Below are 15,356 nucleotides of genomic sequence, written 5' to 3' on the forward strand. Positions count from 1 at the left end.
CTATTCCTCCTTGTTGCGCAGAATGTAACCCAGCCCGCGCAAGGTCATGATCCGGGCACTGGAGCTCGCCAGATGCTTGCGCAAGCGGTGGATGTAGATGTCGATGGCGTCGGCGCTCGGTTCGTCGTCGAGACTGAACACGCTTTCCATCAAGGCGTTCTTGGAAACGGTCTTGCCCTGACGCAGCATCAGCGTTTCGAGAATCATGTGCTCGCGGCGGCGCAGCGTCAGTGGCGCGTCGTTATGACGGAACTCCCGCGTGTCGGCTAGATAGTGCAGGTCGCCGCAGATCAGACAGGTCGCTTTTTCGCCCGACTGGCGGCGAATCAACGCCTTGATGCGGGCAACCAGTTCCCGCGCGTCGAACGGTTTGACGACATAGTCGTCCGCGCCGGCGCTGAAGCAGTCGACCTTGTCGTCGATCGAGCCATGCGCGGTCAGCATCAAGACGGGGACGTTGTCGCCGCGGCGGCGCAGACGGGCGAGCACGTCCTTGCCGCTCATCCGTGGCAGACGCATGTCCAGCAGAACGACGTCATAGCGTTGCGTGGTCAGCACGACATCCGCGCCTTCGCCGTCGGCGACACAATCGACCACGAAATTCTGCGCTCGCAGCAAGTTGACGATCCAGTGCGACAGTTCGATGTTGTCTTCCACGAGCAGCAGCTTCATGTGTTTTCCTCAAGCGCCTGCGGCCGGCATGCGGACCGTGACGACGAGTCCGATCCGGCCCGCGCCCTGGGCGATGCCGACCGTCCCGCCATGCAAGTGGGTGATCTCACGCACGATGGACAGGCCAAGACCCGTCCCCTCGACCAGGCTTGGGCCGCGATAGAATCGCTCGAACACGTGGGCTCGCGCTTCGGCGGGAATGCCCGGGCCGTTATCCACGATCTGCAGCATCACGTCGTCGCCATCGCGCCGGCAAATTACCGTGACACGCCCGCCGTCTTGCGTGTAGCGCACCGCGTTGTCGAGCAGATTCATGACCATCGCGCTCAGCAGGTGCGCGCTGCCCATGACCTCGACGTGGTCGTCCAGTTCGGCGCCGAGGTCGGTGCCGCGCTGTTCCGCGGCCACAATCAGTTCCTCCAGGGCGGACAGCACGACCGCGGTCATGTCGACCTTCGTGCGGGTGCGCAGCGGCGGCGCAGATTCCGCTTGCGCCAGCAGCAGCAACTGGTTGGTCATCTCCGTCATTTTCCGGCTGCTGCGGCGCATGGCCGCCAGCGCTTCGGTTAGCGGCGGGTCGCAATAGTCTCGCCCGCAAGCGTATTGAATCTGCGTGTCGAGGAGGGTGAGCGGCGTGCGCAACTGATGCGCTGCGTCCGCGATGAATTGACGTTGTGTCGTGGTATGCAGCTTGAGCCGGGCGATGCATTGATTGATCGCGTGGACGATGGGTCGCAGCTCAAACGGCAGCCGGTCCGCGCTGATCGGTTCGAGCTGCATCGGTTCGCGGTCGGCCACGTCGTCCTTGAGCTTCATCAGCGGCCGCAACTCGATGGTCAGACCCAGCGGAACCAGTGCGGCAACCAGCGCCAGCATCAGGCACTGGCGAATCAGTTGCGGACGCCACAATTGCCCGATCATCGCCTCGCGTGAGGCCTGCGTCTTCGCGACCACGACGATGACGTGCTCGACCTTGCCGGAGTCGTACAACTGACGTGGATAGGCGACCGCGCGGACGCCTTTGCCGTCGAGTGTGGTGTCGTAGAACACGGGCGATACATCGAGACGCGCGGGCAATTCCAGGTCGGGGTTGCCGACCAGCAAGCGGGTGTCGTCCACAATCACCTTGTAGAACACCTGATCCTGATAAGGCGACTCGAAAATCTCCAGCGCGGCCGGCGGAACGATGGCGCTCAGGCCGCCGCTGTCCCAGTCGACATCTTCCACAATAGTGCGGGCCGACGACAGAAGTGCGCTGTCCTGCACGAGATTGGCGGTCTGGCGGGCCGTATCGTACGAGATCACGCCCGTGATGACGACGAACATAGCTAGCGGCAGCAACAGCCACCAAAGCAGTCGGGTGCGCAAGCTTGGCGTCATACGGTCTCCCTGATTCGTTTCGACCCGATGGGCGACCGGCACGCGTTACTGCGTCCGCGATGACGAGCGCGGGCGCGAGCAGAGGCAACTTCACGGCGCGCCACGTTCAGAATGCGGCCGGTCTCCACTTCAGCAGACGCTTTTCCAGCGCGGTAAGCAGATAGTCCGCGCTAAGCGCGACTACCGCAAGCACGATCATCGCCGCGAACACGCCGCTCGCGTTGAACGCGCCTTGGGCCGTCGAAATCAGTAGCCCGATGCCTTGCTTCGAGCCGAGGAATTCACCCACCACGGCGCCGACCAGCGCAAAACCGAAACTGACGTGGAGGCTGGCGAGAATCCAGCTGAGCGCCGATGGAATCACCACCGAAGTCGTCAACTGACGCCGGGAGGCGCCGAGAATCTGCGCGTTGGCGATCATGTAACGATCGGCTTCGCGTACGCCCTGGAAGGCGTTGCCGAACACCACGAAGAACACCATCACGACCGCCAGCGCCACCTTGGACGCCATGCCAAGTCCTAGTGCGATGACGAAGATCGACCCCAGCACCACACGCGGAATCGAATTGGCGATCTGGATATAGAGACTGAAAACATCGGAGAGGAGTTTATTGCGGCCGAGCACGACTCCGCAGATGACGCCGGCCACCGAACCGATCAGGAAGCCGAGAAAGGTCTCTTCCAGCGTGACCCAGACTTGCAACAGCAACGGACCCTGCGAGGTGCCGTTCACGAACCAGTCGACGATCTGCGCGTAGATCGACGAGGGCATCGAGAAAAAGAACGGGTCGATCCACTTGACGCGGCCGGCGAGCTCCCAACCGCCTAGTATGAGCACGAGCACCAGCACACGCAGGCCGATGATCAGCGCGTGCCGTTGGCGCAGTCTGCGCTGCGCGACACGTTCGACTTCGGCAAGCGATGACGCGCCGTTATCCGATGCCGGCGCGTATTCAGAGGTAGAGGTAGCCATGTTTGTATTTCCGCCGTTCGATTTATTCATGCGATCTGTACTTCTTCACGCAGGTCGCGCCAGATGTCGCGCGAGATTTCAATGAAACGCGGCTCGTAGCGAATCTCCGACGTGATGCGCGGGCGCGGCAAATCGATCTCGTAGACCTTCTTGAGGGTGGCGGGCCGCGCGGTGAGCACGAAGACGCGATCGGCCAGCGCGATCGCCTCTTCGAGATCGTGCGTGACGAACACCACCGAGCCGGCATTGGCGGACCACAACTGCAGCAGTTCGTCCTGCATCAGCGTGCGGGTTTGCATGTCGAGCGCCGAGAACGGTTCATCCATCAGCAGGATTTCCGGCTTGTTGATGAACGTCTGCGCGAGCGCGACGCGTTTCCTCATTCCGCCCGACAACTGATGCGGGTAGTGCCGGGCGAATTTCTCGAGACCGACGCGGCGCAGCCATTCGTAGGCTTCTTCGTGTGCCGCCGCTTTCGAACGGCCGCGATACAGCGGGCCTGCCGCAACGTTGTCCAGCACCGTGCGCCAGGGAAACACGGCATCCGCCTGAAACACGAAACCGATGCGCGGATCGATGCCGTTCACCGGCTTGCCCATGACGCGCACCTCACCGGAGGTCGGCTTGAGAAGTCCCGTAATCATGCTGAGCGTCGTCGATTTGCCGCAACCCGTCGGTCCGACGACGGCGACGAATTCACCCTTGGCGACGGCCATGCTGAAGTCTCGCAAGGCGAGCGTCGCCCGGCCGTCGGGGCTGATAAAACGACACGACACCGAGCGAAACTCGATGACCGGAACGTCGGCGGAAACTGCATGGTTCATGAGGTCGATCCGTGGAAGTGGCCGCAGCCGGCTCATTTGGCCGAAGTGAATTCGTTGGTGTAGGTTCGCGCGAGGTCGATGTGCTTGCCCTTGACCGAAGGATTGAATGCGGACAGCACTTTCAGCACGGTTTGCGGGCCGTCTGCCGGCATCTTGCCGTCGGCCGTATACATCGGCAGCGACGCCTTGAGGGCTCTCACGTACAGCGCCTTGTCTTTCTGGTAGTCGTCAGGCATTTTCGCGGCGATCTCTTCCGCGCTGTGCGTGTGGATGAATTGCATCGTGCGCACGAACGCGTGCGCGAGCTTGGCGGCATCCGCTTTGTGGGCCGCGGCCCAGGTGGCCTGCACGTACAGGCTCGAGGCCGGATAGGTGCCGCCCAGCGCCGCCCGGGTGCCTTCGACCGAGCGCATGTCGACCAGCACCTTCGCGTCGCCGGACTTTTCCAGCGCCGAGACCGTGGGTTCGGTGGTCATGCCCGCGTCGATGCGGTTCTGCTTGATGGCCGCGATGAAGCTCGCGTCGGCGCCGACCGGCAGCATGGTGTATTCGCTCGACTGGACGCCGTGCTGGCCGGCAAGGTATTGCGTCAGGAAGCTGGTGGATGAACCCAGTCCGGTCACGCCGAGTGTCTTGCCTTTCACGTCGGCCATCGATTTGACGGTCTCTGCCGCTTTCGTCGAGACCATTTCGACTTCGCCGGGCACCTGGCCGAACACGACGATCGCCTTGACTTCCTTGCCCTTGGTTTGCAGATCGATCGTGTGATCGTAGAAGCCCACCACGGCCTGAACCGCACCGGCCAGCAATTCGTTTTCCGCGTCCACGCCGGCGGGCTGCGACAGCAGTTCGACGTCGAGGCCTTCGTCCTTGAAGTAGCCGAGCTGCTCGGTGAGTCGGGCGGGCAGGTAGATCAGCTTGGTGATGCCGCCGACCATGATCGTGATCTTTCCGTCGTCGGCCATTGCATGCTGGGAAGCCAGGCTGAACAGCAGGCCAGAAGCGATAGCGATCTGGCGAAACGCGCGAAAGGTCGGTTGCATCGATTGTCTCCGTTATTGTCGCGGGCGGTGGAATACCGCCTCTGTGGATCGATGGCGCGATTTTAGGGCGGCGAACCCTTCTCACGGCTTTCATGGCGAGCCGTGTTTCGTCCGGGATTTCCATGAGTTCAATGCGCCGACGGGTTGCTCCGCTCGCGTTGGCGGCCCGATATCGCGCACGGTGAACCGGTGATTCGGCGCGGCGCCCACGTGGCCATTGCGGCTGATAGGGCCCGGCGGCAGACTAGCGCTGGCCGCTACGCGCTTCCTCGGCGTCGCGGAACCAGGTTTCCGCATGGGAGCGGTCGGACACCCATGAGCGAGACTGCGGCGTATTGAACTCACGATCGATATAGCGGCGCCCCCATTCAATGCCGTCTCGTGCCGCCTCCTGTTCCGTGAGCCACTGGGGCTGTATCGTCGCGGGGCGGATATCGACCAGCGTGCGGGCGCCGAGACGCACACTCACGCTGGCGAGCCACGCGCCGCGCGGGTTGATTTCAGGGTGCACGAGGATTTCAAACTCGCCGTAAGAAACAGTGCTTGCGGGCATCGTTGTCTCCTTGGGAGCGTTTGCAGCAACGGATCAAACCTTACTCCACATGAGGTGTCAAAAGTACAGGAATCCGATTTCCACATTGATCAACCCAAGGGAGCGAATCATGGCCGACCAGCAGAGCGACCTGAGTGAAGAGTTCATTGCACAGCAGCGCGCGCGCCTCATGGCGCTCCGCCGGCAACTACTGGGCGGCGAGGAAGACACCATCGCGGACGAGCGCACCGCCAAGGAGGAGCGCGGCGACGAAGCCGAAGAGTACGAAGACGACGCGCAGGACATGGCGCAAAACGAGATCACCCAGTCGCTGCACGATGTGAACGACCACCGCGTCGCCGATATAGAACGCGCGCTGCAGAAGATCGACGAAGGCACCTACGGGCTGTCCGACGAAAGCGGCGAGCCGATTCCGCAGGCTCGCCTCGAAGTCATGCCGGAAGCCATCCTGACCGTTGCGGAGCAGAGTCGGCGTGAAACGGGGCAGTGAACGGGTTGCGACACCGCGTCCCGCCGCCGATGGCAGCCTACGCGCCACGCAATAGAACATCAGGTGATAATCAGGGCTCCCGTCGTTACGCAAAAGCCGTTGCCACCCGGAGCCGCAGATCCATCATGGAACTCTTCGATGCTTTCCATCTCGCCAGGCTGCAGTTTGCGTTCACCGTTTCGTTTCATATTATCTTTCCCGCCATCAGTATCGGCATGGCGAGCTTCCTCGCGGTGCTGGAGGGGCGCTGGCTGCTGACCGGCGACGTCGTCTATAAAGACATGTTTCTGTTCTGGTCGAAGATCTTCGCCGTCGGCTTCGGCATGGGCGTCGTGTCCGGCGTGGTGATGGCTTACGAGTTCGGCACCAACTGGAGCGGGTTTTCTTCGTTCGCCGGCAATATCACGGGGCCGCTGCTGACCTACGAAGTGCTCACGGCGTTCTTTCTCGAAGCCGGTTTTCTCGGCGTCATGCTGTTCGGCTGGCAACGCGTCGGTCCCCGCGGGCACTTCTTCGCCACGCTGATGGTCGCCCTCGGCACGCTCATTTCGACCTTCTGGATTCTCGCGTCGAACAGCTTCATGCAGACGCCGCAAGGATTCGCCATCGAGAACGGCCGGATCGTGCCGGTCGACTGGCTGAAGGTGATCTTCAACCCGTCGTTTCCGTATCGTCTCGCGCATATGACGATCGCCGCGTTTATCGTCGCGGCCTTCATCGTTGCGGCTTGCGGCGCGTGGCATCTGCTGCATGGCCGGCGCGACGGCCCGATCACGCGCAGTTTTTCGATGGCGCTGTGGATTCTGCTTCTGCTCGCGCCGGTGCAGATTTTCGTCGGCGATGCGCACGGTCTCAACACCCGCCAATATCAGCCGGCCAAGATCGCGGCGATCGAAGGGCTGTGGCAAACCGAGAAGGGCGGCACCGCGCTCAATCTGGTCGGCCTGCCCGACATGGACGCGGAAGTCACGCGCTACACGCTGCAAATACCGCACCTGGGCAGCCTGATTCTGACCCACAGTTGGGACGGTGAAATTCGCGGGCTGAAGGAATTTCCCGCCAAAGACCGCCCGTATTCGCCGATCATTTTCTGGACGTTCCGGATCATGGCGGGTCTGGGCATGCTGATGCTGCTGACCGCGCTGCTGGGACTGTTTCTGCGGGTACGTGGCCAGTTGTACGAGACCCGCTGGTTTCAGGTGCTGGTGCTGTGCATGGGACCGTCGGGGCTCGTCGCGCTGCTGGCCGGGTGGGTGACGACCGAAGTCGGCCGTCAGCCCTGGACGGTCTACGGCGTGTTCCGCACCGAAGACTCGCTCTCGCCGATCAGCGCGCAGCAAGCCGGCGTGTCGTTGCTGATCTTCGTGCTGGTGTACTTCCTCGTGTTCGGCATGGGCGTCTACTACATGCTGAAGATGATGGGCCGCGGGCCGGAAGCACAGGTCGACAGTCCGCCGTCCGTCAGGCATCCGGTATTGCGGAATCGTCCGCTCGACGCGCTGAAAGGGGAGTGACGCCATGCAAATCGATCTTCCCGTCGTGTGGGCTGCGATCATCGGCTTCGGCGTGTTTCTCTACGTGATGCTGGACGGTTTCGATCTCGGCATCGGCCTGCTGTTTCCGTTCTTCGAACAGAAAGCCGACCGGCAAGTGATGCTCAATACCATCGCGCCGGTCTGGGACGGCAACGAGACCTTTCTCGTGCTCGGTGGTGCCGGACTCTACGGCGCGTTCCCGGTGGTCTATTCGACCCTCTTGCCGGCGAACTATCTGCCGCTGATCCTGATGGTGGTGGGCCTGATCTTTCGCGGTGCGGCCTTCGAGTTGCGCGCGCGAGCCACGCGCACGCAGCATGCGTGGGATCTGGCGTTCATGGCCGGGTCGGCGTTGGCGGGGTTCTGTCAGGGCATCGTGCTGGGATCGCTGCTGCAAGGCATCAAGATCGTCGACGGCCGGTTTGCCGGCGATCCGTTCGACTGGTTGTCGCCGTTCAGCCTGTTGTGCGGCATCGGCGTGCTGACCACTTACGCGACGCTCGGCTGCGGCTGGCTCATCCTGAAGACCGACGGCGACCTGCAGCGCCGCATGCGCGAGGTGATGGGGCCGCTCGTGAGCGTGCTGCTCGGGGCCATGGCGGTGGTGAGTCTGTGGACCGTGATCGGCTTGCCGGCGGTCGCGCACCGCTGGTTCGGCAGCGGCAAGCTCGGCTGGTTTCTGCCGGTGCCGATTCTGGTGGTGGCCTGCGTGTGGGGGATTTTTCGCACGTTGCGGCTGCGGCATGAAGCGACGCCGTTCCTGCTCACGCTCGCGCTGTGTTTTCTCGGCTACAGCGGCTTGCTGATCAGCATCTGGCCGAACATCGTGCCGCCTTCGCTGACCATCTGGGAAGCCTCGTCGAGCCATTCGAGCCAGATGTTTACGCTGGTCGGCACGGTGATCGTACTGCCGGTCATTCTCGTCTACAACGTGATGCAGTACCGCGTATTCCGTGGCAAGGTGCGCGAGGGCGATGCCGGTTATCACTAAGTGGTTTGACGCCGGACAACATCGCCGCGTGTGCGGAACACGCGGCGACGGACTCAGCGACAGACTACCGGCGCCGCTTACTCAACCTGGCTCAACGTCACCGACGCTTCGCTCGTCAGCATCAGGAAGGTCAGCGTTTCGCGCAGATAGAGTCGCACGGTCGTCTCGGTATGGCTCACATAACCGATCGACACGTCTTCGCCGAGGTGCAATTCGAAGTCGCCGCCGCGCATGGACAGCACGCTGCCGCCCGCGAGTGCCGGCGCCCAGATGATCTCGCCGTTCACGATCCGCTTGATGTGTTCGAGGATCGGATAGCCCTGGTCGCGGGCTTCGCCGAGCGCCGTGTAGGCATCGGCGCCGAGCAGCACGGAATAGGGGCCGTCCACGCCGGCCAGCCGCAACTGTTCGAGCGCTTCGCTGATCGCGTTCGGATAGTCGCTGATGTCGGCCGGCAGCGCGAGCACCGGATTCGACGAACCCTCACGCAGTCCGCCGATGCCCGCCGCCTGATAGCCGTCGAAGATCGCCCGGTCTTCGGCGTAGGCGAGCTGCCTGGCCGCTTCTTTCGCGGGTTGCCAGTCGGCGTCTTTCGCGCCGCGCAGCACGCTGTCGATCGCTTCGCGCTGCAGTTCGAACGGCACGGTCAGTTCGACCAGGCTTTTGACTTCGGCCAGCTTCGCCACCACGCCTTCCTGCGGCGCGCCGATCGTGGTCTGATGCCCGGTGCCGACGCCGGACAGTTCCGTGCCGCCCGGGCCCTTGACGTCGACCACACGGCGGCCGGCTACGCTGCGTTTGAAGGTGCGCGCCACTTCCTCTTCGAGTTGCGACCAGGCGGCGCGGGAGATGGGGGCCAGCTCGCGATGCAGATTGTTCATGTTGGGCGATTCCCTTTAGTGAGTCCGGTGAGTCCAGTGAGTCCCTTGAGTGAGCCGATATTCAGCGAGCCTTCGTGATGCGGCTCGGTGGATGACGACGCGTCGGACGGCGTGTCGACCGCCGCGGCGGGTTGCGGCTCGCGGTCCGCGAGTTCGTCGAGCTGGGTGGCCGACGGAACGAAATACAGGCTGCCGGTGACCGCGCGGCTGTAGTCGAGCAGCCGGTCGTAGTTGCCGGGCGGACGGCCGACGAACATGTTCTCCAGCATCTGCTCGATCGGCGCGGGCGAGCGCGCATAGCCGATGAAATACGTGCCGAATTCGCCCGAGCCCGGGCGGCCGAACGACATGTTGTCGCGCAGGATTTTCACTTCCTTGCCGTTCTCGGTCAGCGTGGTCAGCGAGCTGTGCGACCGGGATGGTTTCACCGCAGCGTCGAGCTCGATATCCGACAATTTCTTGCGGCCGATAATCAGTTCCTGGGTCTCGACGGGCAGCGCGTTCCAGCCCGCCATGTCATGCAGGTACTTCTGCACGAGCACATAGCTGCCGCTCTCGAAGTCCGGGTCTTCGTCGCCGATGAGGGTGAACTGCACCGCCTCGCGGCCCGCCGGATTTTCCGTGCCGTCCACGAAGCCCACCAGGTCGCGCATATCGAAGTAGCGGAAGCCGTGTACTTCGTCGACCACGGTCACGGCGTCGCCGAGCGGCGCCAGCAACTGCGTGGCGAGCTCGAAACACAGGTCCATATGTTCGGCGCGAATGTGCAGCAGGATGTCGCCCGGCGTCGCGATGGCCTGGCGTTCGCCCGTGCCGAATTCGCGGAACGGATGCAGACGGGCGGGGCGCGGTGCGCCGAACAACGTGTCCCATGCGTCGGAGCCGAAGCCGCACACGCACGAGAGGTCGCCGGCCGGCACGCGCTTGCCGACGGCGCGCACCAGCGCGGCGATGTCGCCGGTCCACGCGCGCACTTTTTCCACGGCGTCGCTGTCGCGGGCAAGGGTCGCGACCAGAAAGATCGCGCTACGGGTGAGGTCTTTACAGATGCCTTGCGGCTCTGGGGGATCGGCGCGTTCTGGAGTGTCGAGGAGTTCTTTAGTCATCGGATTGAATGTGATTAGGTCGTGACGAATTCCGATCGCAATGAAACGACTGTCGCCAACGGATGTTATACCGGCCGGGCACTTCATGACCGCCAGGCTGCCTATGCGAACGTTGCACACATCGCGCACCTTGTACGCAGGCATCCCGGATGCGGGCTTATCATGAGAGCGGCGAGCGAATTGGGTTCGCCGCGACCAATCCCCGGAGCCACCGATCATGACGTCGCCCGCTAGCGAAGATCAGATTCATCAAGCCATCGACACGTTCTATCGCGCCTTCGAGCAGAAGAGCATCGCCTTGTTGCGAACCGTCGTCACGTCCGACTGGGAGTACGTGCCGGAGCCTGCCGGCGTGGCGCCGGGACCGGACCAGATGATTCCGATTTTCGAGGACATCGCCACGGCGATGCCCGATATGCACGTCACCATTCTCGACGTGCTGATTCACGGCGAGCGGGTCGGCGTGCGCGCGGAGATCAGCGGCACGCAAACGGGGAAACTGCTCGGTATTGCGGCCAGTTCCAAACCGATAAAATTCGCGATTCACTCGTTCCATGAGATGCGCGGCGATCTGATTGCGAAAACCTGGCACCTCGAGGACTGGCTCGCGGTGTTCCGGCAACTGGGGCAGTTGCCGGCGTCGCTCGAGCGGCCCTGAACTTCGCGGTTAGCGAGTTGCACGGCGGCCGGGCGATGATTGGCGTTCATGCTAATGGCGCATGGCCGCGGCGATCATGAGATGAAACGGCAGCACCAGCAAGGCCGTTCCCGCGACGCCGAGCAGCCACAGGGCAATGAACCATAAGAAGCGGTGACGCGCCGGTTTGGTGGCGTCACGGCGGGCGTTGGGTGACATGCGTGTCGCTCCAGTCGGCCAGGTTTCTCGTCGCAATGCGGACCTGCAAGGAAGCACTGCGCGCATCGCATCGCGCATCGCACCGCGCATCGCACCGCGCATCGCACCGCGCATCGCACCGTATTATGCGCGACCTACCGGCTACGCGCCCACTCGACGCCGCCGCTTGATGTGCCGCAACGGCGGTGCGATGATCCTGTCCGTCGCCGTTTCCTTTCCCTCGCCCGGACGCGCATGCCCAGTTCCAACCGCCGCAAGACGAGCATGACCGACATCGCGAAGGCCGCCGGTGTCAGTGAGGCGACGGTCGACCGTGTGTTGAACGGCCGTGGCGGCGTGTCGCGTGAGAAGGAAACCAGCGTGCTCGAATGGGCGCGCAAGCTGAAGATCGATCGCGCGCTCGAAGCGGTTTCGGTGCGCTGGCTGCGCATCGCGATCCTGATGCAACAGCCGGTGGCGCCGTACTACGTGTCGTTGAAACAGGGCTTCGAGGTCGCGCAGAAAACCTTCGAGGCGCAGCGCGTGATCTGCGCGGTCACGTATTTCGACGGCCTCGAACCGGCCCGCGTGGTCGATACTATTCACCGCGCCACGCAGAAGGCGGACGCGCTCGTGATCGTCGCGTATGAGCACCCGGACATCACCACGGCGTTGAGACAGATCATCCGTGCGATGCCGGTCGTCACGCTGGCGAGCGATCTGCCGGGCACCGGGCGGCTCGCCTATGTCGGTATCGACAATCGCTGCGCGGGACGGGTGGCCGGCGAACTGGTCGGCCGTTTTCTCGGCGAGGCGGGCGGCAAGGTGCTGGTGCTGACCGGCATGCACGATTTCCTCGGCCACGAGGAACGCGAAAGCGGTTTTCGTTCGGTGCTGCGGCGCCGTTTTCCGAGCTGCGACATCGTGGAGACCGTCGAGAGCCGCGAGCAATCGGCCGTCACCGAGCGCCTGATTCGCGACGCCTTCCGGCGCTACCCGGACCTGCGCGGCATCTACAACATCTCAGTGGGCAACGAGGGCGTGGGAGCCGCGCTCGTCGCGCTCGACCGCGTGCGCTCGACTGTGTTTGTCGGGCATGAACTCAACGAGGGAACGCGGCGCCAGTTGATCGAAGGCACGCTCGACGCCGTGCTCGACCAGAATCCGGGCGGCGAGGCGATGCGTGCCATCGAAATCGTGCTGCGGCACTACCATCGCGATCCAGGCGTCGCGTTGCCGCATCAGATTCCCGTCACGGTGTTGCTGCGCGAGAATTTGCCGCTCAGCGATTAGCGGTGGTCACGACCGCGCCGACGATCACCATCGCGGGGCGCGTGGTCATGCTTCGTCTCGCGATGTCACGCCAAGCAGCACCTCGCCGTTCTCGACGCGCACCGGATACGTCTTCAGATGTACGCACACCGGCGGGCTCATCGGCTTGCCCGTGAGAATGTCGAAACGCCCCTGATGCAGCGGACATTCGATCTCGCCATCCACGACGAAGCCATCGGCGAGATGCGCGCGTTCGTGCGTACACCAGCCGTCGGACGCGAAAAAGCCCTGATCGATGCGGTACACCGCGTAGCTCGCGCCGGCGTGATCGAAGCGCATCACGTCCTCCTCGTCGATGTCGCCGGTGGCGCAGGCCACGACCCATTTGATGTCGTTTGTTTCGACTGTCACGATTGTCTCCGTTCTGGTTTCGTGGTTCGGTGTTCTTCGGCGTGGTTCAGCGTGGTTCAGGCGTTCGATTGCGCGGGGAGCGCACCCTGCGGCACGTCCCTCGCCGGCAGCGTTCTTTCGATCACATGCGTGGAATCGGAGCGCTGTTTCCACAGCGCGGGCAGCATCTCGCGATACGCCGAGTAGAGGCTCGGATAGGCGGGCGGCAACTGATCCTTGATCGCTTCATGCAGACGCGGCAGCGCGTGGAACGGCACCATCGGCAGCAAATGGTGTTCGAGGTGGTAGTTCATGTTGAGATAGAGAAAACGGAACACTGGATTGATGTGCACCGTGCGCGTGTTGAGCCGGTGATCCTTCACATTGACGGCGAGCCCCGCGTGTTGCGTTAGGCCCAGCAGTTGATGCAGCCAGCCGCCGTAGAAGCGCGGCGTCCAGATGAACATTAGCGGCAGAAAGCTGTGCAGCGCGACGGCAAGCGCGATCGTGCCGGCTACCACCGCCAGGTAAACGCGGCAAGACGCGATCATTTTCGGTTTCTCGGCGGCGGGCAGAAATGCATCCGTCGACGCATCGACGCGGCCGAACGCATGCCGCACGATCTTGCCGATTTCAAGCGGGCAGCCCACCAGACCGACGAAGTCGATAACGATCGGCCAGACTCGGGTTGGCCGCGTGACCTGAATCTCGGGGTCGCGTGTCTGGAAGTAGGTATGCGTATGGTGGCGCGCATGACTCCAGCGCCACCAGTAGCCTTCGCGGATCGTCATGAACGACGACAGGTGATAGAAGAAATCGTTGGCGCGGCGACTTTTGAACGGCGTGCCGTGCGCGAGCTCGTGCCAGCGTGCATCGCTGGACGAATAGATCGTGCCGTACACGAAGAACGCCGGCACGGCCCACCAGCTTCCCCATGTCGGCCCCGCCACGACGCCGGACGCAATCAGCAACGCGAGCCACAGCCCGAAGTTGCGCCAGCCCGCGGCGTCGCTGCGCTTCATCAGCTCTTTGAGCACGGCGCGTGGAATCGCCGGCCGATACCACTGCTGGCCGATGCCGTCTTCGAAAGCGGTGTCGGTGACGTGAGGCGCGGCTGTGCCGTCGCCGGGCATCGAGGACATGAAGTGTCTCCTGCTGGCTGAGGTGTTCTGTCGTTGCGGGTTTCCCCTCAATGAGACAAGGAGTTCGCTGGGTCAACGATAGATGAGCGTGCCTGTCGGATCACGTTGAAAAATGATGGATTTCCATCAAACAGCGGTGCACGTCCCGTCAGACAGGGCCATGAAAATGGAAAATAAATTCCATATTTTTTATGGTGGCAATAAATCTTGCAATGAGCCTGGCTTGTCTTCTATGCTTGACGACAGAAGCGGACGCCGCGCCGCGCGGTCCATCGCTGAGGAGACAGTCGTGAACAGGATCGAACCGAAAGAAGCCAGCCCCGAAAGGGTGGTCGACGCCTTGACCCAAGGTCCTGGTGCGATTTGTCTGCGGGGGCTCTTTAGCGCAAGTCAGGTGGCCGAAGCACGTCGAGTGGTGATGGCGCATTCGGAGGATCGCGCGCAAACCGTCACGCACTTCCAGGGGCAGGCGGCTGAGGAACAGCGGCTGCATCTTCAGCGGCGCGTGTGGAATCTGCTGGCGAAGGGGGAGGTGTTCTCGCAGATGGCCGAGCAGCCGCTGCTGGTCGGGGCAATGCGGCGCTTTCTCGGCGACGACTTCATCATGGGGTCGATCGCGGCCAACCGCATCCTTCCCAGCGGCCCTGGGCAGGAACCGCACATCGACTACCCGTACTGGGATTACCACCTGCCCGGTACGTTTCCGCGCGGCATCAATACGTCGTTTCCGCTCAATGCGCAGGTGACGATTCCGCTCGATCCCTTCACCGCCGAGACTGGCGCGACCGCATTCGTACCGCACACGCAGCATGAGTTGCGCTATCCCGCCGAAGGCGACCGGTTCTTCGAGCGTTGCGAGCGCATGATCGCGGAGCCGGGCGATGCGATCGTGTTCTTCGGCGCGACGTGGCACTGCGCCATGCCCAATCGCAGTACGCAGGATCGCAGCGCGGTATTGATTCAGTACCTGCCGAAGTTCGTAAAGCCGATGGAAGATTTACGCGCCATGGCCGGCGAGGACTTCGTCAGGCGGGCGAGTCCGACCATGCGTCAATTGCTCGGCCTCAATTTTCCCTATCCGCAGAACCTCGACGAGATTGCGGTGGCCACCAATGCCGAAGGGCGCAGGAACGCGATGCGTTAGGTTGGGTTGCCTCGCGTTTCGCGTTCGCGAATCTTATCCACAGAAAATGTTCATATCCTTGTGGACAAGTCCTGGCCAACCGCGCCAACTCCTTGAACACAGAGCGTTTTCTTCGCGGGAGCAGC

The 15,356-nt window shown here is 62.9% G+C and carries 17 protein-coding genes; 6 read left to right on the forward strand and 11 right to left on the reverse strand.

What is annotated here, in order from left to right:
* From GGD40_RS33780 to GGD40_RS33805, 6 genes are all read right to left on the reverse strand, one after another.
* Entirely contained in the window at window positions 1-672 is a 672-nt protein-coding gene (locus GGD40_RS33780; RefSeq protein WP_179709610.1) for a response regulator, read from the reverse strand.
* Between the two features lie 9 nt (window positions 673-681).
* Window positions 682-2,052 (reverse strand): sensor histidine kinase, encoded by a 1,371-nt coding sequence (locus GGD40_RS33785; RefSeq protein WP_179746650.1) that lies wholly within the window; start codon window positions 2,050-2,052, stop codon window positions 682-684.
* A 106-nt stretch (window positions 2,053-2,158) separates the two neighbouring features.
* A complete protein-coding gene (locus tag GGD40_RS33790; RefSeq protein WP_179709606.1) occupies window positions 2,159-3,025 on the reverse strand; it encodes an ABC transporter permease in 867 nt (288 codons plus the stop codon).
* A gap of 26 nt (window positions 3,026-3,051) precedes the next feature.
* On the reverse strand, window positions 3,052-3,849 hold the full coding sequence (locus GGD40_RS33795) for an ABC transporter ATP-binding protein (RefSeq protein ID WP_179746651.1): 798 nt from the start codon (window positions 3,847-3,849) through the stop codon (window positions 3,052-3,054).
* Between the two features lie 32 nt (window positions 3,850-3,881).
* Window positions 3,882-4,892 carry an ABC transporter substrate-binding protein gene (locus GGD40_RS33800; RefSeq protein ID WP_179709602.1) on the reverse strand — a complete coding sequence of 337 codons (1,011 nt, stop codon included), beginning with the start codon at window positions 4,890-4,892 and terminating at the stop codon, window positions 3,882-3,884.
* A gap of 244 nt (window positions 4,893-5,136) precedes the next feature.
* A complete protein-coding gene (locus GGD40_RS33805) occupies window positions 5,137-5,445 on the reverse strand; it encodes a DUF6566 family protein (protein ID WP_179709600.1) in 309 nt (102 codons plus the stop codon).
* Between the two features lie 109 nt (window positions 5,446-5,554).
* On the opposite strand from GGD40_RS33805, the gene GGD40_RS33810 reads away from it, so the two are divergent.
* From GGD40_RS33810 to cydB, 3 genes are all read left to right on the forward strand, one after another.
* Entirely contained in the window at window positions 5,555-5,935 is a 381-nt protein-coding gene (locus GGD40_RS33810; RefSeq protein ID WP_179746653.1) for a TraR/DksA family transcriptional regulator, read from the forward strand.
* Window positions 5,936-6,060: 125 nt separating this feature from the next.
* Window positions 6,061-7,449 carry a cytochrome ubiquinol oxidase subunit I gene (locus GGD40_RS33815; RefSeq protein WP_179746655.1) on the forward strand — a complete coding sequence of 463 codons (1,389 nt, stop codon included), beginning with the start codon at window positions 6,061-6,063 and terminating at the stop codon, window positions 7,447-7,449.
* 4 nt (window positions 7,450-7,453) lie between these two features.
* Window positions 7,454-8,461 carry a cytochrome d ubiquinol oxidase subunit II gene (gene cydB, locus GGD40_RS33820; RefSeq protein WP_179746657.1) on the forward strand — a complete coding sequence of 336 codons (1,008 nt, stop codon included), beginning with the start codon at window positions 7,454-7,456 and terminating at the stop codon, window positions 8,459-8,461.
* Window positions 8,462-8,538: 77 nt separating this feature from the next.
* Here the strand turns inward: cydB and GGD40_RS33825 are convergent, their stop codons facing one another.
* Both GGD40_RS33825 and GGD40_RS33830 read right to left on the reverse strand, forming a co-directional pair.
* The gene (locus GGD40_RS33825) at window positions 8,539-9,342 is read right to left on the reverse strand and encodes a family 1 encapsulin nanocompartment shell protein (RefSeq protein WP_179746659.1); all 804 of its coding nucleotides are present in this window, start codon (window positions 9,340-9,342) and stop codon (window positions 8,539-8,541) included.
* Window positions 9,339-10,448 (reverse strand): Dyp-type peroxidase, encoded by a 1,110-nt coding sequence (locus tag GGD40_RS33830; RefSeq protein WP_179709592.1) that lies wholly within the window; start codon window positions 10,446-10,448, stop codon window positions 9,339-9,341. The genes GGD40_RS33825 and GGD40_RS33830 overlap by 4 nt, the downstream gene beginning before the upstream one ends.
* Window positions 10,449-10,665: 217 nt before the next feature.
* Here GGD40_RS33830 and GGD40_RS33835 point away from each other — a divergent pair, with 217 nt between their 5' ends.
* On the forward strand, window positions 10,666-11,106 hold the full coding sequence (locus tag GGD40_RS33835; protein WP_179746661.1) for an ester cyclase: 441 nt from the start codon (window positions 10,666-10,668) through the stop codon (window positions 11,104-11,106).
* 51 nt (window positions 11,107-11,157) lie between these two features.
* Here the strand turns inward: GGD40_RS33835 and GGD40_RS33840 are convergent, their stop codons facing one another.
* Complete coding sequence (locus tag GGD40_RS33840; protein WP_179709588.1) at window positions 11,158-11,304, reverse strand: hypothetical protein; 147 nt, start codon at window positions 11,302-11,304, stop codon at window positions 11,158-11,160.
* A 234-nt stretch (window positions 11,305-11,538) separates the two neighbouring features.
* Between GGD40_RS33840 and GGD40_RS33845 the strand changes: the two genes are divergently transcribed.
* Entirely contained in the window at window positions 11,539-12,576 is a 1,038-nt protein-coding gene (locus GGD40_RS33845; protein ID WP_179746663.1) for a LacI family DNA-binding transcriptional regulator, read from the forward strand.
* 45 nt (window positions 12,577-12,621) lie between these two features.
* Here GGD40_RS33845 and GGD40_RS33850 read toward each other — a convergent pair whose 3' ends face one another.
* The gene (locus GGD40_RS33850; protein ID WP_179709584.1) at window positions 12,622-12,966 is read right to left on the reverse strand and encodes a non-heme iron oxygenase ferredoxin subunit; all 345 of its coding nucleotides are present in this window, start codon (window positions 12,964-12,966) and stop codon (window positions 12,622-12,624) included.
* A gap of 56 nt (window positions 12,967-13,022) precedes the next feature.
* Window positions 13,023-14,087 carry a fatty acid desaturase gene (locus tag GGD40_RS33855; RefSeq protein WP_179746664.1) on the reverse strand — a complete coding sequence of 355 codons (1,065 nt, stop codon included), beginning with the start codon at window positions 14,085-14,087 and terminating at the stop codon, window positions 13,023-13,025.
* Window positions 14,088-14,199: 112 nt separating this feature from the next.
* On the opposite strand from GGD40_RS33855, the gene GGD40_RS33860 reads away from it, so the two are divergent.
* Window positions 14,200-15,231, forward strand: a complete 1,032-nt coding sequence (locus GGD40_RS33860; protein WP_257030659.1) for a phytanoyl-CoA dioxygenase family protein — start codon at window positions 14,200-14,202, stop codon at window positions 15,229-15,231.
* The last annotated feature ends 125 nt before the right edge of the window (window positions 15,232-15,356 follow it).

The sequence above is a fragment of the Paraburkholderia bryophila genome, assembly GCF_013409255.1.
Lineage (GTDB): Bacteria > Pseudomonadota > Gammaproteobacteria > Burkholderiales > Burkholderiaceae > Paraburkholderia.